This is a genomic window from Armatimonadota bacterium (assembly GCA_016125185.1).
Classification (GTDB): Bacteria; Armatimonadota; Fimbriimonadia; order Fimbriimonadales; family Fimbriimonadaceae; genus Fimbriimonas.
The window spans coordinates 321783-342011 of record WGMG01000002.1; the positions used below are offsets into that span (position 1 = coordinate 321783).

Annotated in this window: 15 protein-coding genes; 6 read left to right on the plus strand and 9 right to left on the minus strand. The window is 58.8% G+C overall.

From position 1 onward, the window contains the following. Nucleotides 1-10: 10 nt before the first annotated feature. The 6 genes from GC165_04660 to GC165_04685 all read left to right on the plus strand — a co-directional run bounded on the left by GC165_04660 (nt 11) and on the right by GC165_04685 (nt 9611). A complete protein-coding gene (locus GC165_04660) occupies nt 11-1603 on the plus strand; it encodes an HlyD family efflux transporter periplasmic adaptor subunit (protein ID MBI1332154.1) in 1593 nt (530 codons plus the stop codon). A 4-nt stretch (nt 1604-1607) separates the two neighbouring features. Further along, nucleotides 1608-2069 carry a winged helix DNA-binding protein gene (locus GC165_04665; GenBank protein MBI1332155.1) on the plus strand — a complete coding sequence of 154 codons (462 nt, stop codon included), beginning with the start codon at nt 1608-1610 and terminating at the stop codon, nt 2067-2069. Nucleotides 2070-2136: 67 nt separating this feature from the next. Continuing rightward, nucleotides 2137-2460: a hypothetical protein gene (locus tag GC165_04670; GenBank protein MBI1332156.1), complete on the plus strand. Its 324-nt coding sequence runs from the start codon at nt 2137-2139 to the stop codon at nt 2458-2460. Between the two features lie 44 nt (nt 2461-2504). After that, a complete protein-coding gene (locus tag GC165_04675) occupies nt 2505-4853 on the plus strand; it encodes a DUF1592 domain-containing protein (GenBank protein MBI1332157.1) in 2349 nt (782 codons plus the stop codon). A gap of 11 nt (nt 4854-4864) precedes the next feature. Further along, nucleotides 4865-6184: a DUF1552 domain-containing protein gene (locus GC165_04680; GenBank protein MBI1332158.1), complete on the plus strand. Its 1320-nt coding sequence runs from the start codon at nt 4865-4867 to the stop codon at nt 6182-6184. 112 nt (nt 6185-6296) lie between these two features. Then, nucleotides 6297-9611 carry a glycoside hydrolase gene (locus GC165_04685; GenBank protein MBI1332159.1) on the plus strand — a complete coding sequence of 1105 codons (3315 nt, stop codon included), beginning with the start codon at nt 6297-6299 and terminating at the stop codon, nt 9609-9611. Between the two features lie 48 nt (nt 9612-9659). Here the strand turns inward: GC165_04685 and GC165_04690 are convergent, their stop codons facing one another. The 9 genes from GC165_04690 to GC165_04730 form a co-directional block, all read right to left on the minus strand. Further along, complete coding sequence (locus GC165_04690; protein MBI1332160.1) at nt 9660-10157, minus strand: CHRD domain-containing protein; 498 nt, start codon at nt 10155-10157, stop codon at nt 9660-9662. A gap of 107 nt (nt 10158-10264) precedes the next feature. Further along, nucleotides 10265-11101 carry a hypothetical protein gene (locus GC165_04695; GenBank protein MBI1332161.1) on the minus strand — a complete coding sequence of 279 codons (837 nt, stop codon included), beginning with the start codon at nt 11099-11101 and terminating at the stop codon, nt 10265-10267. A 2-nt stretch (nt 11102-11103) separates the two neighbouring features. Then, nucleotides 11104-12807: a hypothetical protein gene (locus GC165_04700; GenBank protein ID MBI1332162.1), complete on the minus strand. Its 1704-nt coding sequence runs from the start codon at nt 12805-12807 to the stop codon at nt 11104-11106. Beyond that, on the minus strand, nt 12737-13678 hold the full coding sequence (locus GC165_04705; GenBank protein ID MBI1332163.1) for a sialidase: 942 nt from the start codon (nt 13676-13678) through the stop codon (nt 12737-12739). The genes GC165_04700 and GC165_04705 overlap by 71 nt, the downstream gene beginning before the upstream one ends. A gap of 84 nt (nt 13679-13762) precedes the next feature. Beyond that, a complete protein-coding gene (locus GC165_04710) occupies nt 13763-14809 on the minus strand; it encodes a redoxin domain-containing protein (protein MBI1332164.1) in 1047 nt (348 codons plus the stop codon). Continuing rightward, nucleotides 14806-15060 (minus strand): hypothetical protein, encoded by a 255-nt coding sequence (locus tag GC165_04715; GenBank protein ID MBI1332165.1) that lies wholly within the window; start codon nt 15058-15060, stop codon nt 14806-14808. The genes GC165_04710 and GC165_04715 overlap by 4 nt, the downstream gene beginning before the upstream one ends. Nucleotides 15061-15108: 48 nt before the next feature. Next, nucleotides 15109-15927: a prepilin-type N-terminal cleavage/methylation domain-containing protein gene (locus tag GC165_04720; GenBank protein ID MBI1332166.1), complete on the minus strand. Its 819-nt coding sequence runs from the start codon at nt 15925-15927 to the stop codon at nt 15109-15111. A gap of 70 nt (nt 15928-15997) precedes the next feature. Further along, nucleotides 15998-19045 carry a tetratricopeptide repeat protein gene (locus GC165_04725; GenBank protein MBI1332167.1) on the minus strand — a complete coding sequence of 1016 codons (3048 nt, stop codon included), beginning with the start codon at nt 19043-19045 and terminating at the stop codon, nt 15998-16000. A 65-nt stretch (nt 19046-19110) separates the two neighbouring features. Continuing rightward, entirely contained in the window at nt 19111-20040 is a 930-nt protein-coding gene (locus GC165_04730) for a PEP-CTERM sorting domain-containing protein (protein MBI1332168.1), read from the minus strand. Nucleotides 20041-20229 lie beyond the last annotated feature (189 nt).

The following is a 20229-nucleotide window of genomic DNA, read 5'->3' on the forward strand; positions in this document are numbered from 1 at the left end:
AATATTCACGATGTCCCAAGAGAATCAAGAATCGAATACCCCCAAAACCGCCGATGCTCTCGGGGAGACTCCATCCACGCCCACTTCTCCGGTTAAGAAGAAGAACCCGTTTCGCCTTGTTGCGCTCAGCGTGATCGCCATTGCTGGCCTCGCCTATGGGTTCCGCACCTGGCAGTACAACTCGGTGCACGCTTCGACGGATGACGCTTTTCTGACCTCTGATCTTGTTCCTGTCAACTCGACGATTTCGGGTTCGGTCAAAAAGGTCTACGTTTCCGACAACCAACATGTCAACGTCGGCGATATGCTCGTCGAGCTCGACTCGGATTCCCGACAAGCCGATGTGGACCAAGCCGAAGCCAATCTTGCCGCCGCCAAAGCTGCCGCCGGCGGTGCCGACGCCGACGTTCAGTTGGCCGAGCAGACTGGATACGCGCAAGTTAGCCAAGCTCAGCAGGCCGTGACCCTAAGTGCATCCGACATCGCGGTCGCCCAGGCCAACGCCGTCAAAGCCGCTTCCAACGTCGCGACCGCGAGAGCCAACATCGACAAGGCTGGTTCGGACATTCAGGCCGCAAATGCTATCGTCGATGCTCGAAAGTCGACGGCTCGTCGCTCGCGCGAACAGCTCACTTCGCTGAAGGCTCAGATCACCAGTGCGCAAGCAAGCCTCAAGGCTGCACAGGCTAATTTGGTCAGTGCGCAAGCCATCGCCTCAAATGCAAACCGCGACGCTGAGCGAGCCACTTCGCTGAAGGAAGAAGGCGCGACTGCTGCCGCAACCGCCGATGCTCGGCAAACCGCGGCCACGACCGCAAAGGCATCCGTCGAGGCTGCTCGCCAGCAGGTGGACGCCGCCAAGGCGCTGGTCGCCCAACGTCAGGCCGACCTCGCCACCGCCCAAGAGGCGGTGAAGGAAGCCGATGCCGGAGTGGTTCAGGCGCAAGCCCAACTCGCATCGGTCGTCAATTCCAAGAAGGCTAGCGAGGCTCAGGCGGTCGAAGCAAGCAGCTCACTGACCGCCGCAAAGGAAGCCGTGTCGGCCGCTTCGATCCGTCGAGCCCAGTCGCAGGCGAAGCTCCTGGAGACCCAAGCATCGCTGAAGAAAGTGAACATCAGCCAGAACTCGCGTGAAAGCGCTCTGGCCAAGATTAAGCAAGCGGCGGCGGCTTTGGAAACGGCCCGCATCAACCTCGACAGCACGAAGATTCGTTCGCTGGTGTCAGGAACCGTGAGCATGAAGACAGTTCAGATTGGCCAGCAGTTGGCCCCTGGACAAGAGATGATGGCGATCATTCCGGTTGAAGAACCGTGGATTGTGGCTAACTTTAAGGAAACTCAGCTCGCCGAAATTCGTCCAGGCTTACCGGTGGAGATCGAAGTCGACGCCTTGCCCGGATACTCGTTCAAAGGTCGCGTGGATTCGATCGCCCGTGGAACAGGATCGACATTTGCGCTTCTTCCGCCCGACAATGCAACCGGAAACTTCACGAAAGTGGTACAAAGAGTGCCGGTGAAGATCGTGCTGGACGAGGACCAACCGAACCTCGACAAACTGCGCGCGGGGCTCTCTACCAAAGTATCTGTTTCGCTTCGAGGCTAACCGATTGAAGTACATCGACAAATCCGCCAGTCCCGCCTACCAGCTTTGGCTGGTCACGAACACCTGGCAACGGGCCGTCCGCAAAATTCTAGAGCCGTTCGAGATCACCCACTGCCAGTTTGTGATCATGGCGTCGGTCAACCTGCTGGAGAACGAAGGCAAGCTGCCGACGCAGGTGGCGGTGCACCGCTTTGCCGCCATCGACGAAAACATGACCTCTCAGGTCGTGAAGACTCTGATCAATAAGGGATTGGTGGTGCGTCATCCGCACCCGACTGACGGTCGCGGGCACGTGCTCGGGCTCACGGAGTCGGGCGAGAAGCTGTTGGACGAGGTCCGAGGCGTCATCCGCCCTGCTGCGGATGAGTTCTTCTCGCCCTTGGGCGACGACGTGAAGCAACTGACCGGGTTGCTTCATCGGCTGAACGAGAACCACATGGGCGCTCGCGGGTGTGGGGACAAATAGTTTGCAGTTAGCAGTCGGCAGTTGACAGGCCCTTGCCCTTCAAAAACAGTGCTATCCTGAGACCTTGGTGATCCGTCAGACCTGGTTCCAACTCGTGGCCGCCGCCCTCATCCTCCTGATGATTGCGGGCGGAACGTGGAGCGTGCCGGTCATCAGTCGCACCTTTATCTTCTTTTCGGGGGCATGCCTCGTGTTGGCCATCGGAGCCGGAATTCGAAAGATCCGCGAGCGGGACAAGTACGACCTCAATGTACTGCGGGAAATGGTCATCGAAGGGACGTTCGACGAAGAAAACGTGCCCGACATTCCAGAAGATGCGGACATCTATTGCATGTACTGCAACCAGGTCTACGGCGCGCATCTCAAGGTCTGCCCGCGCTGCGGACGCTAAACCTGGCAAACCTTTCGGCTTGAATCGCGTTATACTGACAGCGGGTGTCGCCGGTGCTGTCGAACCTTTCCCCTCGTCCTATCGGGTTTATGGTCGCGTCAGCCATGCTGATGACCCTCGGTCTTGCCTTACCGGTGGACGCGCACCAGAAGTCGAAACCCAAAACCATCGACGGAGCCGCCGTCTTCAAAAACCGCTGTGCGGGATGCCATGGCGACAAAGGGCAGGGCGGCGACGGATATTCCAAACCGCTGATCGGCAAGCTTTCCGCCCCCGAACTCGCGAACTTCATTAAGAAGTCGATGCCGCCCGGCACCAAGAAGTGCCCAGCCGACGAAGCCGACAAAGTCGCGCAGTTCATGTTCGACGCCTTCTATTCGCCGATCGCCCAGGAGCGCAACAAGCCAGCCCGCATCGCGCTCGCCCGGCTGACCGTGCGACAGTATCGAAACGCCGTCGCAGACCTGGTGGGCAACTACCACGCCGCCTCGCCTTCGCAAGCGCCAGTCGGATTGCATGCGCAGTACTTCAACGCCCGCAACTTCGACCAAAAGACCAAACTCATCGACCGCGTCGACCCGGAAATCAAGTTCGACTTTGGCAATCAGGGCCCCGATCCGGCCAAGTTCGATGCCCGCAATTTCTCGATCATGTGGGACGGAAGCATCCTTGCTCCCGACACTGGCGAGTATGAATTTGTGCTCAAAAGCGACCAGGCAGTTCGACTCTTTGTGAACGGTGGACAGCCGATCATCGACGGTTTCATCCGCTCGGGCAATCAGAAAGAATTCCACGGCACCATCACCCTGCTCGGGGGGCGCGCCTACTACATGCGGCTGGAATTCTCAAAGGCGACCCAGGGCGTTAAGGACGAAAAGAAGGAAAACGAGCGACCGCCTGGCCACGCGGAGATAACCCTCATGTGGCGGCGACCCAAGCAGGCGCTGGAGGTCGTTCCCACCCGCTTCCTATACAACCAGTGGAGCCCGAACGGCTTCGTAGTTACAACGCCTTTCCCGCCCGACGACCGAAGCATGGGGTACGAGCGCGGCAACGCTGTTTCGAAATCGTGGGACGACGCCGTGACCTCCGCCGCAATCGAGACAGCCAACTACGTCGCCGACCATCGATTTGAGCTTTCCGGCACGAAGGAAGACGACCCGCAGGTCAAGGACAAGTTGACCCAATACTGCGACCGGTTTGTGACCCGGGCCTTCCGCAGTCCCATCGACGCGGGGACAGAACGGCTTTACGTCAAGAAGCAATTCGACTCCGCGCCGAACCTAGAGACTGCCGTCAAGCGGTCGGTCATGCTCACGCTGATGTCGCCTCGGTTCCTGTATCGCGAGATCGGCACCGGCCAGAAAGACGCCTACCGCATCGCCGCCGACCTCTCATTCGGACTGTGGGACACCCTGCCCGACCCCGAGTTAGAGCGAGCGGCCGCCAACGGCGCGCTCACGACCAGCGAGCAGATCACCAAGCAAGCCGAGCGCATGGTACGGGACCCGCGAGCCTGGGTGAAGCTAAAGGAATTCCTTCTCCTCTGGCTGAAGGTCGACGACGTGCCCGAGATCGTCAAGAGCCCCAAGCTGTTTCCTGCGTTTGATGCCAATACGACCGACGACCTGCGGTCGTCGCTGGAGCTTTTCCTGGAAAACACGGCCTGGAGCGAGGCGTCTGACTATCGCCAGATGATGATGAGCCCGACGGTCTACCTCAATGGCGAACTCGCCAAGCTATATGGCGTGAACCTTCCCGCCGATGCACCCTTCCAAGCCGTGCAGATGGATAGCGGTAAGCGGACCGGCCTTATCACCCAACCCTACATCCTGTCACGATTTGCCTATTTGGAAACGAGTTCGCCCATCCACCGAGGCGTACTGATCGTCAGAAATCTGTTGGGCAAAACACTGAATCCGCCTCCGTCGGCATTTGCACCTGATCCGGTGAGTCTGCACCCGAACCTGACGACCCGCGAGCGGGTCGCGCTCCAGACGAAGCCGGAGATGTGCAACAACTGCCACGGCATCATCAACCCGATCGGCTTCACCCTCGAAAACTACGACGCCATCGGACGCTGGCGCGACAAAGAGAACGGCAAGCCGGTTGATGATAGCGGCTACTACCGAAATCGCACCGGTAACATGGTCAAGTTCTCCGGCTCGGCCGATCTGGCCAAGTACTTGGCGGACAGCGACGAGTGCCACGACGCGTTCATCGAGAAGCTCTTCCTCCATCTCGTGAAGCAACCCGTACTGGCGTATGGACCAAAGACCTTGCCGACATTGGAGCAATCCTTTGCCCAAAATAGCTTTAGCATTCGTAAACTGATGGTTGAGATCATGGTCGCAACCACTGCCCGCGACGTCGGTCGCACCCCGGACAAGTAAGGAGCCACACAATGCACGTCGAAAAGTCTCGTCGGGAATTTCTCAGGAATCTCGGTCTTGGAGCGGCCATGATGCCGTTCGTCAATAACCTCCCGAGCTTCCTGGTGCCGCCGCGCAACCAACGACGGCAACGTCTAGTGATCATCTTCAGCCCGGACGGCGTCATTCCCGAAACTTTTTGGCCAGACGCCGAAGGTGCAAACTTTGCTTTCAAGCGAAGCCTTTCTCCGTTGGAAGAGTTCAAGAATCGAACCCTGGTTTTGAAGGGAGTTTCCGACCGGGTGCGTGGCGATGGCGACAACCATATGCGGGGCATCGGGTGTCTGCTAACGGGAACCGAGCTCTTTCCCGGAAACGTACAGGGTGGCTCGGACACACCGGCGGGGTGGTCCAGCGGAATCTCGATCGACCAGGAGATCGCCAACTACCTGCAGTCGCAAGCCGCAACGAGAACGCGATTCGGTTCGCTGGAGTTTGGCGTCATGGTTCCCGAGCGGGCCGACACGTGGACCCGCATGTCCTACGCGGGGCCGAACAAGCCGGTCGCGCCGATCGATGATCCGTACCAGATGTTCAACAAGCTCTACGGTCAACTAAAGGATCAGGAGTCCCTGAAGAGCGTGCTGGACGACCTGAAGGACGACATCGCCAAGGTACGCGCGGAAGTCGGAACCCAGGATCGGCAAATCCTCGACGAACATACGACGCTGGTTCGGGAAATGGAGCGAGAAATCCTGGCTGCACGCACCAATAATGTTGGGCATGCGGTGCCAGTGATCGAGCCCGGCGTGCGGAAGGTCAACGACAACATTCCGAAGATCAGCAAGCTTCAGATCGACCTGATGGTGAGCGCATTCGTCGCCGATTCGGCCCGAGTCGCGACTCTCCAGTACACCAACTCGGTAGGACAAGCGCGGTTCACTTGGCTCGGCATCAAAGAAGGTCAGCATGACCTTTCGCATGAGCCGGATTCGAACGCCGAAGCCGCAGATAAGCTGACGCGCATCAACGAGTGGTACTGCACCCAGCTTGCCTACCTTGCCAAGCGATTGGCCGAGACCAAGGAGCCGGACGGCTCCGGTTCGCTGCTGGACAACACCTTGATCCTCTGGACGAACGAGCTTGGCAAAGGCAATTCGCACACCTTGGAAGACATCCCCTTCGTGCTGGTCGGCAACGGTTTGGACTTCCATATGGGAAGGTCGCTGAAGTACAACCATGTACCCCATAACCGACTGCTAATGGCCCTGGCCGGAGGCTTTGGACACCACATCGACAAGTTCGGCGATCCGAACTTCTGCGGTGCGGGCGCTCTGGATCGTCTGACTTAGCCGTCTTATCGACCGGAAAAAATCACAAAGTACAAAAGTTATCCTTGCTTGGCAGGGTAGCGTAAGATGATGAAACCAGGGCACTTGGGTGCCCGGTCAAGGGGAAGTCATCATGATTCGGCCGTTTTTTCTTCGTCCACTGCTCGTAGGAGGCGCGGCACTGCTTCTATCGGCGGCGAGCCAAGCCCAGGCCCCCGATCCATCCCTCTACCAAGGTATGGTTTGGCGCAACATCGGACCGTTCCGTGGCGGGCGTGTTGCGGCGGTCACCGGCGTCATTGGGCAGCCGGGCACATTCTACATGGGCATGCCGCTCGGTGGGGTTTGGAAGACCACGAGCGCAGGCGTAACCTGGTACCCGATCATGGATTCGGTCAAGGAAGCTTCGTCGGTCGGCTCGATCGAAGTCGCGCCCAGCGATCCGAATGTGATCTACGTCGGCATGGGTGACCTCATCACCGGCGGGGGCATCAACGAAGGCAATGGCGTATACAAGTCGACCGACGCAGGCAAGACCTGGATTCACCTCGGCCTCGATGAGACCAAGCAGATTCCGTCGATTCTCGTCGATCCTCACGATCCCAACCTCGTGATGATTGCGGCGCAAGGCAACATGCACGTTAAGTCCGACACTCGAGGGCTTTATCGAAGCACCGACGGCGGCAAAACGTGGACCAAGACCCTCTACATCGACGACGAGACCGGAATTCAGAAGATCGCATGGGCGCCAGACAACCCCAAGGTCATGCTCGCCACGACGGTTCGGCACTATAGCGATCCGACGGCCGCGAGGGCCCCAAGAGGAGTGCCCGGCGCGGGCCGTCAAACCGGACCTTCGGGCACCGCTCTCTACAAATCCACCGATGAAGGCTTGACCTGGAAAGAGGTCAAGGGCGGCGGGCTCCCAGCCCTTTCTGGTCGAACCAGTATTGCGGTGGCGATGGGCACCAATTCACAGCGAATGTTCATCGTGGGCAACTTTGGCCTCTATCGATCCGATGACGGAGGGCAGAAGTGGAAGCAGATGGACTCGGAAGATCGGCGAGTGGCCAACGGACAGGGCGGATATAATTGCGGGGTCTACGTCAATCCGAAGGACCCCGACACGGTCTACGTCGTCAACACTTGTAGCTACATCTCCCACGACGGCGGCAAGACCTTTACCGGATTCAAGGGGGCTCCGGGCGGAGATGATCCTCAGCAGTTTTGGTTCGACCCGACCGACGGAAAAAGAATCTTCCTCGGCTCGGACCAAGGTGCGACAATCTCGCTGGACGGCGGACTGAACTGGAGCTCGTGGTATAACCAGCCGACCGGCCAGGTCTATCACATCTCCACCGACAACCAATATCCGTTTTGGGTTTACGCCACTCAGCAGGACAGCGGGTGCATTGCCACCAGCAGTCGAGGCAACCTCGGCGCGGTGACCGCACTGGACTGGTCGCCCCATCCTGGCTACGAGTTTGGTTATATCGTGGCCGATCCACTCAATCCCAAGATTAGCTATGCCGGTGGTCCCGGCGGTGGCATCGTCAAGGTGACAAACCCCAGCGGGCAGTGGATCAACGTCAGCCCGAATCTCGACTCGAAAGCGAATCTGCGAAAGGTCGGCAATCAGCCGCTCATGTTCTCGCCGACGAACCCGCACGAACTGTTTGCCGGATTCCAATGCCTGATGTCCACCACCGACGGCGGCATGCATTGGAAGGCGCTCAGCCCCGACCTCGGTTTTCCAAAAGGCTACGTTCCGCCCAAACCGGAAGCCAAGCCGACAACGCCGCCTGCCGCCAAGAGCGGAGGCAACGTCGATAACGACATGGATGACATCGACGAGGATGAGGAGCCGACGGAACAGTTCGGCCCGAACGGCGGAGGCTCCATCGAGTCGTTCTCGCCGTCGAGCGTCGATGGACGCATCATCTGGGTCGGCACGAGCAACGGTCTGATCAAGTTGACCAAGGACCACGGGAAGACGTGGGAAGATGTCACGATTCCGAAGTTAGAGAATCCAACTCGGGCGGATATCTCGTGCATCGACGCCTCGCACACCGACCCGGGGACCGCTTACGTCGCCATCGATTACCATTCTCTGGCCGACTACAAGCCGTACTTCTACCGAACCCACGACTTCGGCAAGACTTGGACCAAGATCGTCACGGGCTTGCCAGACGACCAGCCAAGCGGAAGCTTTGCGCGGGTGATCCGGGCCGACACAAAGAAGGCAAACCTGCTGTTTGCTGGAACCGAGAGTTCGATGTACGTGTCGTTCAACGACGGCGACACTTGGCAGTCGCTGATGCTGAACCTGCCCAACACGTCGTATCGCGACATCGCCATCAACGGTAACGACCTCGTGGTCGGAACCTACGGGCGAAGCTTCTGGGTGCTGGACGACATTACGCCGCTTCGACAAATCGAGGCGTCGATGAAGAGCGAACCGGCCCACCTGTTCGCTCCGGGCGATGCCGTCCGAGTTCGGCGAAACGTCAACGGGGACACGCCGTTCCCGCCGGAAATCCCGCATGCAGTGAACCCACCCGTCGGCGCCCTCATCTACTACTATCTGGGCTCCAAGCCGAACGGCATAGTCACCCTCGATGTCACAGACGCGAACGGCAAGCCGGTTCGGCATATGTCCAGCGCGGAGATTCCACCTTCGGACGATCCGCTTCCCCCGGTGCCCGACTTTTGGATCGAAAAGCCGGAGCCGATGCCGACCGAGGTTGGCACGAACCGTATCCATTGGGATTTGCGATACGACAATCCTCCGTCGCAGTCCCATAGCTACGAGATCAACGCGAATCCGGGCGAGACTCCGGCGTCGCCCGAGGGGCCGCTGGTTCTTCCCGGGGTTTACACCCTGACTCTAACGGTCGATGGAAAGCAGTACGTTCAAAAGGTCACGGTCAAGAACGATCCTCGATCACCGGCGTCGATGAGCAATCTTCGAGCCCAACATGACCTCCAGATGAAGCTGTATGAAGGAGCCAAGCAATCCTTCGATCTCTACAACCAAGTTGCCGAGATGCGAAAGGCGGTCACCAACATCCTTGACTCTGAACCGTCCGCTGACCTCGCGACCGCGGCTGAAGACTTTGAGTCGAAGCTGACGGCGATTGGGGGAACAAGCGGAGGCGGACGACGTTTCGGCGGATTCCAGCGACCAGGCGGACCGGCTCCCGCACCGACATTTGCTGGCGTCAGCAGTAGCTTCGTTCGCGAGCTTGGAACGCTCGACTCGGGCGATATGGCTCCAAACCAGCCAGTAGTGAGCGCCTGTAAGACCATCGCGGATGAACTGAAGGACACGATGGCACGATGGCAGGCGTTTCTGGCGAAGGACCTCCCGGCATTCAACGCGGTGTTGGCGAAGTCCAACACAAAGCCGATCCCGGCTCCAAAGACCGTCACGGCCCACCGAGGCTAAGGTTCAACGTCCCCTCTCACCCAAAAAAAGTGAGAGGGGACAAACCTGTTACCTTTTTCGTCGCTTCAACATGGCCAGCGCGCCGAACCCTAACACCGCCAACGACGCTGGTTCGGGGACAGTACTAGCCGCCAGTTGACCGCGAATTTCACCGCCCGGAAAAACGGTGGAATGAACGTTGACGTACAGCATTCCGCCAAGCAAATCGAGCTCACTGGCGTCGGTCAACACGAACATGTCGTGGCTGAGATAGGTGGTGCTACCGACCGTTCCCGTCAGGGGAAAGAGCACTGCACCCGAAGTTCCAGGGGCTCCAGTGTGGATATGCGCCGCCGTCGAGGGGCCAAGTAACCCCGACGCACTCGTGTCCATTGTCAACGTATTCGTCACATCGTCGTAGATGCCCGCGACGACTCCGACGGCTGGAGAGGCGTTGGGCGGCACCTCCGAAATTCCGTCAAGAGTCGACGTGACCGCCCACAAGCTCGCGAATGAGGACGCGCTCAGACCCATTCCAATGCCAAACAAAATCACAGTTTTCTTCATGAGATTCAAACCTCACCGGCATGATACGCCCTTTATAGACGCATCGAAAGGTCTACCAGCCCAATCCGCACAAACGGTCAGATTGGCTTAAACATGTCTTAACCGCCCTAGCGGAAGAAGCGCACCGACTTTACGGAGCCGACGACCAGTTGGCCATTTGCGTCAGTCAAGAAGGTCGTTTCACCATCTCCGAGCGGCTTCCATTCACCCCCGGCCAGCATCCAGGTGCCATCGAGCGATCCCAGGACGAGGTTTCCTTGCCATTGAGTCAGACTACGTACGCGCTTACTGGGCGACTGAACTGACTTGGCGACTCCGTCGGCAAGCTCATAGAGGCCACTCGTGTAGGTTCCGACAAAGACTTTGCTGCCAACCAAGGCCATGGAGGTGATCCAGGTATCGCCCAAACCGTTGCCAAAGCCGAGCCGCTTCTCGCCGCCCTTTGCGAATACGAACAGACCATCTTGAGTGCCGACATGGCGGGTGCCATCGAGGACCAGTTGGCAGGTGACTTCCTGCTTACTCATCGCCGGAGGATAGGACTCCTGGAGCGGCTTGTCCGACGTCCGATCGAACCAGCCGCCGTGGCTGCCGAAGGTCAATCCCTTGCCGACCGACGACATCGACGAAACCCACGGCCGCTTAACCGCGCCGTGGAAGACGTCGTAATAAAGGCGATCTTGGGGAACCACGACCTTATCGACCGACCCGTTTCCGTACAGAATCCAGGTTCCATCGGCGTTCGTCGCAACCTGTCGCACGGCCTGATCGCTGACCAGTTTCCACTGCCCATTCGGTTCTCCGATATAGAGGCCCCGCATACCACCCGCAAGCCACTTTCGACCGGAGATGGAGAGGCCCGCAACCCGTTCGCACGGAAATTGGGAGGTAGGAATCTCAGTGACGAGGCTGGGAGCCCGTCCGGCTCCCAGTGCGAGAAGCATCCCTATGGCGAGCATTTCATTTCGCCAATGTTGTGGGCTTGGTCGATCAGCATGACCTTGACGATCCGCCCTTTCTTGGCCGGAAGCTCCAGTCGCCCGTCGTCGGTGGGAATGAAGTCGGTCTCTTCCCCACTGCCAAACACGGCCACCGCACGAGCCAAAGTCTCGCTCGGCTTGAGGTAGTAAAAGCCCTTTTCGACTGATATCTCGCCGGTCGGCGCGGTTCGATCCACTGTGTAGTTCAGCGTCTCTTCGAAGTTCGAGCCGTCGGCTTTGGTCCCTACGATCCGCACCGTGTAATCACCTTCGGCGGCGCTGGCAGGGATATCGAAATTTCCGCCCCAGAACCCTTTGGCGTCCTTCTTCAGATCAAACTCGCGACCATCGGGCAGAATCGCCTTGACCGAAATCGCATCGGGCATTTGGATTCGAATTTCGGGGTCGCCGCCGGTCGAGTTGTTCCAGTTGAGCCTTCGATTCTTTTCCCACTCACGCTTCTGGCGAGCCTCTTCGCGCTGTTGGCGCTGGTACTCGGCTGCCTTTTCGCGGAACAGCTTCATCTCTTCCTGCGGCACCGCCAGGAGGGCGGTTTCCGACGATGGAATCTGATACTTCATGCTGAACTTCAGAATGTCCTTGGGCCGGGCGTATTCCATGTGGACAAGCTTTTGATTGGCCCACAGCTTGGCGGTGTCGTCCCCGCGTTCATTCGCTCGGACCACGCCTTTGAGGATTTCGGTGCTGTGGGGCAGGTCGCTCACCACTTCGAATTTGCCCGCGCCGTCGCGGCGACCCATGAATAGCTTGACGGTGCCGTCTTGCGGACCGTTTTCGGGTCGCGCCCAATAGACGTTGGTGAGACCCCGAATCTCGAACGGATCGTTGGGGCGGTTCGTGTGGATCATGCCGACCACGTACGTGTGGCCGTCCTTGTGACGCTGGGCATAGTACTGAACCCAGGTCGGATCGGTCGAAGGGTTGCCGATCGCGGTTCGACTTGCGCCATCGACCGTCACCTTCTTGGTCGTCTGAGACTTTGGAACCGACACCGTACTCGTGAAGTTTTCCAGGCGTCCGTCCAGGCTCTCGACGTCCGGCTCCGGAATTAGGAGCCCTTCGGGACTGTATTCGAGGAAGCCGACGCTAGTCAGTTCGACCTTCAGGTCATACCCTTGGGCCAACGGGAAAATCTGCGCGTGGTAGCTGGATGGCGAGGTCTGGACCATGATGCCCGGGTCCTCGTTCCGGCTTGTGATGGCAGTGTAGATGAACCAAGCCTTGTTCTTGTCCATCAGGGTTCCCGGCACGAATTCGTTCTTGTACCAATAGGCGAACCCGCTGAGGACCGACGGCGCGGGGAGCGAGAACCAGTAGGACGCCTCGGTCAGCTTCTTGGCCGGATTGTCGTAGATGAACAAGCTCTTCTGCTTGACCATCGGCCCCTTCACCACCGTGTCCGTGTGGTGCGATTTCAGCTTGAAAGATTCGTGCGTGTCGCGGTCGTAGACTTGTTCGATTTGTTGAGCAAAAGCCGACAAGCAGATGGACGAGATCAAAACCCCGGAGATGATTCGCTTCATGGCTACACCTTGTTTGAGGACAACCCCGCAATTTTGTCGGCGGTTCCAGGGATTTTTAGTCGATTCGCAAAATGGCGTGGCAGATGCGGCGACGGTTCCAGGTGTAGACGATATGCACGAGTCCATCCCGGGCCTGAACCAGCGACGGGTAGGAGAACTCGCCGGGAATGTCCTCCAGGGTCAGCACCTTCTTCCAATGCGTGGCATCGGTCGAGATGGCGACGCAGAGCGGTGTGCGCTGGGTCTTGCTATCGTTGTAGACCAGCAGGTGGCGACCATCATGGAGGGTGATCGCATCGGTGCCAGAGTTAGGATTCGGAACATCGGTCAACGACATCGGACCCCATATCCGACCATTATCGGGCGAGTCGATGGTAAACAGTTCGCCCTGGCGGGTTCGACCGACGGCTCGCAAATGCGTCCCGCTCAGGTGGAGAATCGATGGCTGGATGGCTCCGATCGTCTTGCCGTCGTTCAGCGGTTCGGTCTTGGTCCAGGACTTCCCGTTATCTTTCGTGGACTCGAAATGAACCTGCCAACCGTGGTCCTCGGCGCTCGATGGGCAAAGGAGCGTCCCGTCTGGAAGCTCGTACGGCTTATTCTTGATCGGCCCAAGGATTCCGTCAGGCAAGCGCATCGAGGCTAACCATGTCTTGCCGTCATCCCTGGACTCGGTTAGCAAGCCCCACCACGTTTGCGGCCCGGTTCCCGCCTTGTAAAACAGGAGCAAAGGGCCGTGCTTGGGCTGGAACAGCACGGGGTTGTAGCAGGCTCGGGGTTCGCCCTCTGGCGAGAGGCCTTTTGCCACTTCTCGCGGCGGGCTCCAGGTCTGGCCATCAAGTTCGGAGAAGTAGATTTTGACGTCGGGGTTACTTTCGGCGGTGCCGCCAAACCAGGCGGCGACGATCTTTCCGCTGTGAGTTTGGGCGATGGTCGCGGCGTGGCACGACGGGAACGGCGCGGACTGGTAGATGAACGACGATCGAACGAGGGTCACGGTCGGCTCCGGCGGTCGCAATCCTGCCGCGACAACAATCAATGTGGGCAGGATCACGCCTTTATTATGCTTCCCGTGCGGGGTCTACTTTTTCTCGTACTTCGCCAGATTCTTGCGCATCAGCTCTTTGATCTCGTCACTCGCATAGGGTTCCTTTTCAGCCATCGCAATGGCATCCTTGGCCCAGGTGATCGCATCGTTCTTTTGGTTCAGGGAGAAGAAGACTTCCGCTTTCATCGCCTTGAACATGAACGCGTTCTGATTCTGCTTCAGGGCATCATCGATGAGGCCAAGTGAAAATCGGTAAGCCTCGGGCGAGAGGTCCTTTTGCGTGGCGAAGATCGAGGACATCATTTGATAAGCGCCGATGGCACCATCAGAATCCTTGAGAATCTTGGCAGACAGGCTTTTGCCCCGGGCAAAGTCGCAATGGTACAGCGACAGCAGTAAGGGGTAGGTCAGCGTGTACTCCAGCTTCGGGCGAAGCTGGACGGCGGAGTCGATGGCCTTCACCGCGCTCTTGTAGTCCTTCTTCTGGACCGCCTCGTCGATGGGCCGAAGCACGCTCACCTGCACCTCTCGCTGTTCGCGGGCGGAGGCAACATCGAACTTTCCTTCGACGACCTTTTCGAGCACGGAATCGAGCTGGGTTAAGCCGCCAATCCACGCGATCTTTCCGTCGCCGTCGATGATGAAGCTGGTGGGCAATCCACCTTCGCTGGCGCGCTTCATCCACGCGTCGGCGATCACATTCTTCGGGCTATCGGCAGCGACGTGGTAATCCATTTGGTCACCCTCGGATTTCACGAATTCCTTCACCTTCTCGGTGGCGTCCTTGTTGTCGGCCAGCGACTCCCAAACGCTCACGCCTACGAACGTCACTTTGCCATCGTACTGCTTGGCCAGCTTAGTCAGGTGAGGGATGTTTTCGCGGCACGGATGGCACCAGGTCGCCCAGAATTCGACGACGTAGAGTTTGCCTTTTTCGAATTCGGGGACCGATCCACCCTTGATCCAGGTAGCGGTTTTGAGAGAGGGGGCGGGGTCGCCGATGGTGATGTACGAATCGGAAGCCGAAGCCATCGAGCAAGCCGCGGCAAGCGCAAATATGGAAGCAAGAATTGGTTTCATCGTTGGTTTTGGGCTCCAGCCTGCGGTCCAGAGACTCCGCCAAAGGTGCCCTTAATCTCGTCTGGATGCTCCTGGACGTATCGGGCGCGCTCTTCGGGGCTCATGGACTTTAGTTTGGCCGAAAGCTCGTTCTTTTCGGGAGTCGTGCTCTGCACACCCGAAGCTGTAGTCTCCGCCGGCTTGGTTCCGCATCCGTACGAGCACCAAGCAACGGTCAGAGTGGCAATGATCAAAAGAAGGTTCGTTTTCATAGACGGTGGGACGCCGGGCTCGGCAAGCGAGCCCCGACGTCGGATCACTCAGGGTTTATCGATGCGGTAGTAGTAATTCTCCCAAGCGCTGCCATAGGGGTATTGGCCGTTGATGATGTCGCCAAGATGATTGGCTTCAGACCATTGCTGAATCTGCGAACTGCCGTAGTGGTCGGCGGGGCGTTTGGAAACCGGCATGTTCTTGGCGTGGCCGTCGACCCATGCAACGTTGGCTTTGTCGGCGTGGACGCCGTAGGTGCTCGGCTGGTAATAGTCGACGCCGCCGATTCCGATGGCCATGTTGAGCTTGCCGGTGTAATCCACCGTGGCGGCATCGACCAAGAGAATCGTCTCGGCGACCGAGTCGACTTGGCTCATGTTTACGGCCTGCCCACTGGCCTTCCACACGTTGGTGTTGGAGGCGTAGCCGAGCGGAACGTTTTGGAAGTTCACCAAGTTGAACGGCGGGTTGGGCCACAGGCCCGAACCGGCGAGTGTCAGGTTGGTGGATGACGGGCATCCGGTGATCGCCTGGTTCTTCATGTATGGATACAGGAGACCGAAGTCGGATCGGAAGGTGGCGGTGAGCGAGCTAAAGTCCACCTGGAAGCCGCCAAACCAGTAGCTTTGGCTCATGACGGGGCCGTTGAAGGTGGCAAGGACGGTCAGCGGAGCGACGTCGTCGTAGTCGCCGTTGTACATGAATGAGGCGGTGCCCGCCTGCTTCATATTGGAGAGACAAGAGGCCTTCTTCGCCGCCGCTTTGGCCTGGGCAAAAACGGGGAAAAGAATGGCGGCCAAGATCGCGATAATGGCGATCACAACCAAAAGTTCGATGAGTGTGAAGGCTCGGATGATTCGTTTCATGATGAAACCCCGGATGATTTCATGCCTAATAGGCACCAGATAACCTTACAAGCGAGGTGTCAACCGAGCGTCAACACGCGATTGGGAGGCTGCCCAGAGCGAGGTCCATCGCCGCATCGATGTCCATTGCCAAGCCCGCCGCCCACGCGGCTTCAAACTTGGCCGAGGAGATTTCGCTTCGCACCTTTTCGAGAGCCCGGGCAGACTCGCGGCGGTCCACTTGCTTCTCCATCGAGCTCAAACCTTGGGTGGCGGCGATGAGGGTCACGGCGATTTCGCCCGCGCCGCTCTCGGCGAGAATCAGCGAATGACAGCGCACCACCTCCATGCACATCACAGAAATGGCGACGTCCCGGACCTTTTGAAGCGCTTCGCGACTGGTGGCGATCGCCGCATCAAGGTTGCCTTTCAGGCGATGGTAACGAGCCACCACCACAAGACCAGCCGCAAGGCTGATGGCGTTATGGTGCCGCTGACTGGCCCGAATCGCTTCGCCCGCTAGGGTCATCGCTTCGTCAAACCGACCTTGATCGAGATAGAGACCGGCAATGTGAACCAGGATCAGCGGATCGGCTTCGCCGTCACGAAATCTCTCCGAGACCTCCCGCGCCTTACCAAAAGCCGCTTCCGCCTCGTCGAGTCGATCCTGGACCCAGAGGGCGCTTCCGATATTCACATAGGTCCGCTCTTGCACCACGCCATTCGTCGCGGAGGCATACTCTAAGGTCTTCTCACAGAGGTCGACGCAGTGCGCGACCTCGCCAAGGTAGCCGGCGCACAGGGCCATGCCGAAGTAGCCAGCAGCGATTTGGTCGCGATCGTCGGTCGCCAACGCCACCTCCAGCGACCGCTTGCACGCCTGATACGCGGCTCGAAATTCGGACTTCCTCAGGTGGGTCGTGCCCAGCATCCGAAGCAAAGACATTTGGGCCTTGGGCTCGACCGGGTGAAATTCAGCCAATTGCGCGAGGTGGCGGATGCAGTACTCCTCGCTGGCCTTAGTGCCGCGCCCATCCCAAACGGTGGAGAGCGAAACCAGGAGGCGAATCGCAGATTCGAGTTGGCGATCCTGGGCCAGCCAGTCGAGGGCGGCAAAGAAGTTTTGGTAGTCGCACTCGATTTCCGCCGTAAGGCGGCCTCGTGCCTCGGCATCTCGATAGACATCGTCCTTGGTCGCGACTTGGAGAAAGTGTTGGGCGTGGCTTGCCCGCAACTGCGCCGCTTCATCGCTGGACAAAACCTCCTCGCCGTACTCGCGAAGCGTTTCGAGCATTCGAAATCGCATCTCGTCAACGATCGGGCATTCGTCGGTTGCCACTAGCGATCGCTCTTGCAGGTCGAGAACCATGTCTCGCCACGCTTCGAACGCGGGAGGCTCCTCGTGGTCCAGAAAGGGAGCACACACGGCGAACGACGACTCGATGCTGAACCCACCTCGAAAGATCGAAAGCGACGCGAAGAGTCGCCGGTACTTCGGCGAAAGACACTCATAGCCATAGTCGATGGCGGCGCGCAGGCTCCGATGGCGCGGCGTGACATCGCGGCGGCGGCTCGTGAGAGCGGCCAGTCGGTTATCGAGTTGGCGAACAATCTGGGCCGGAGTGGCGGAACTCGAGAGTCCGGCCGCAATTTCGATAGCCAGCGGAATTCCTTCCAGCTTATGGCAGATCGCGGCGAAATGCCGGGCGTTATTGAGGGTCAGTTGGACGTCCGGCCGGATCGCCTGACATCGGTCGAGCATCATCTGTATACTGGGCAATTCAGCAAGGTGGGCAACCTCTTCTCGTGTCTTGTAGGTCCGCTTGTCGTCGGGCACAGGAAGCGGCGCGAGAGGGACCTGACTCTCGCCTTCGATGCCCAGAACTTGTCGCGAGGTGACGATGCAACGAAACTCCGGGGCTTTGTGGAGCAGGTCCGCCACCACGAGCGCGCCATCGTCGACCAGGTGCTCGAAGTTGTCGAGGATGACCAGCGCGCGACCGTCCTTGACCGCTTCTCGAATTTGGACGATGGGGTTCTGGCGCACCCGGGCTCGCGGAGCCAAAGTGCTGAGGACGCGGTCGAGAATCTGGTTGGCGTTCTCGATCTCCGCCAGGGAAACGAACCAAACCTTCCAGCTTGGGTCACGCATCAAAGCGCGCCCTACCTCGATAGAGAGGCGGGTTTTGCCGGTCCCGGCGGGCCCAAGGAGAGTGAGAAGGCGGGTTCCTTCGCCTCGAAAGTGGTTAGCCACCATGTCGATTTCGGCTTCGCGCCCGAAAAAGCGTGTGATTTGGACAGGAAGGCTCGGCTCGGCCCAACTTGGCTCCTTCGCTTCCGGCTCGGTTTCCACCACGGGCCCCAACTCGGTAGCCGGTTGGGCGCTCCGAGTAGTCATCGCACGAGCCCGGCGAACGAGCCCCTGGGCCGGATCGTCCGGCTCGCAGTCTAACTCTTGCCGTAGGATGCGCACCAACTCCTCGTACTGCTGGACCGCGCTAGTCGGCCGATTGACCTGCAGATAATGCCGCATAAGGTCCACATGCCAATCCTCGTTCAGCGGCTCCTTGGCGAGGGCGAGGCGCAGGTAATGGATGGCGTCCTCAGACCTCCCCATGGCTTCGCAAGACTCAATCATTGTGCCCAGGAGCGATAGGTACAGGTCCTCCAATTCAAATCGGAATCCAAACAGCCAGTCGTCATCGAAGCCTGGCATCAGAGGTCCGCGATACAGCGCGATGGCTTCTCGCAGGAGTTCAAATTTGGCGGACGGCTCTCGTTCATCACGGGCACGGTTTGCCAATCGCTCGAACTCGGCGACGTCCGTGACAATCGCTTCCGGGTTCAACGAAAGCATGGCCTGATTGATTCTGAGGATCGACCCCGCCGGTACTTCAGGCGGCTCAATGACTTGTCGGAGCGAGAACAGAGCCTGACGAAGGTTGCGGCGAGCGACGCCAGGGTCGAGGTCTGGCCAGAGCAACTCCGCTACCTCGTCGCGCGAATGCAGATGATTGCGACTGAGGGTGAGAAAGGCAAGCAAGGCGGCGACGCGACGAGTCCGAAAGCGGTCAGTGACTCGCCCTTGGCTCCGAAGCTGGTACGTGCCGAGCATCTCGACCCGCCACATTGCACCCATAGCCAAGTATACGACAGGGCTCAAAGGGGACGACAAAGGTCCCCTTTAAGCTGATCCCAACGAGGTTACTTTCTTCGGCGTCGAGCCAAGGCGAGAAGGCCAAGGCCGAGAACTGCAAAGCTGGCTGGCTCGGGAGCCGGTGTTGCGAAGCCCTGTACGACCACCACACGGTTGCCACCGCCGAAAGTCGAGAACAGGAAGTCACCGGTTACCGGATCGATGAACGCGCCCTCTGCTCCGCTCAGGCCATTCATGAAGACCTTACGCGACGCTTCGATCGGATCGCCATTCGCATCGACGTCGTAGGTGCTGACCACGCCCGCCGAATACTCAGACACGAGCATCGAATCGCCAAACAGAGCCGATCCAAGCGGAACATAGACGAAGCCCTCAGGGCCACCCGACAGAGTCGCGGTCTGCGTGAGCGCCGTAATGTCGAAGAGCCCCATCCCATCGGGAGAATAGGTGGCATCATAGAACTGGCCGCCGCTCCAACTGGAGACCTTCATTCGTCCGGCAAATGTCCGACCGGCAGGTCCGAAATTGACCGCGCTGTGCGAACTGGCCGCGCCGAGAGCGCCCATGTCGATCACCTTATCGGGAGATGTGCTTCCGGGAAGGTATTCGCTGAGCATGTTCACTGGCCACTGGGATGCAAAGAGCACGCCTCCGGGTCCATAGCAAACGCCACCGTCGTTGTAAGGAGCCTCAGCATACGTCGATGCAGTGCCCGTGAAGCCGTTGATGTGTCCATTCACATCGCGGGTCACTCCCACCGAGTAGAGCATTCCGGCCGAGCCGTTTGCGGCCCCACCGATGAGAAGCGTATTGTTGTCGCCCGCCAACAAAGTCAGGCCGCCGTAATTGGCGGGAACGCCGTCGATGGACCCCAAGTCCGTGTAGCTGTAGGAACCCGCAAAATACGGGTCGATGGTTTGCGCATGCGCCATTGGAACCACCACGAACAAAGGAAATGCATAAAGCAGTCTTTTCATGAGTTTTTAACCCCTCAAAACCTCAGTATAAATGCGAGGATGGATTTTTTCCGCAGAAAAACCTTTTCTCCACCGAATTGACCAGAAAATCTTGACACGAACTCGCAATTTTGCTGGTGAATCCCTCCCAATTCGGCTTCAAAACGCGAGAAGAAAATGCCGCACTGGTGTGGAGATTTAGAGACAAAA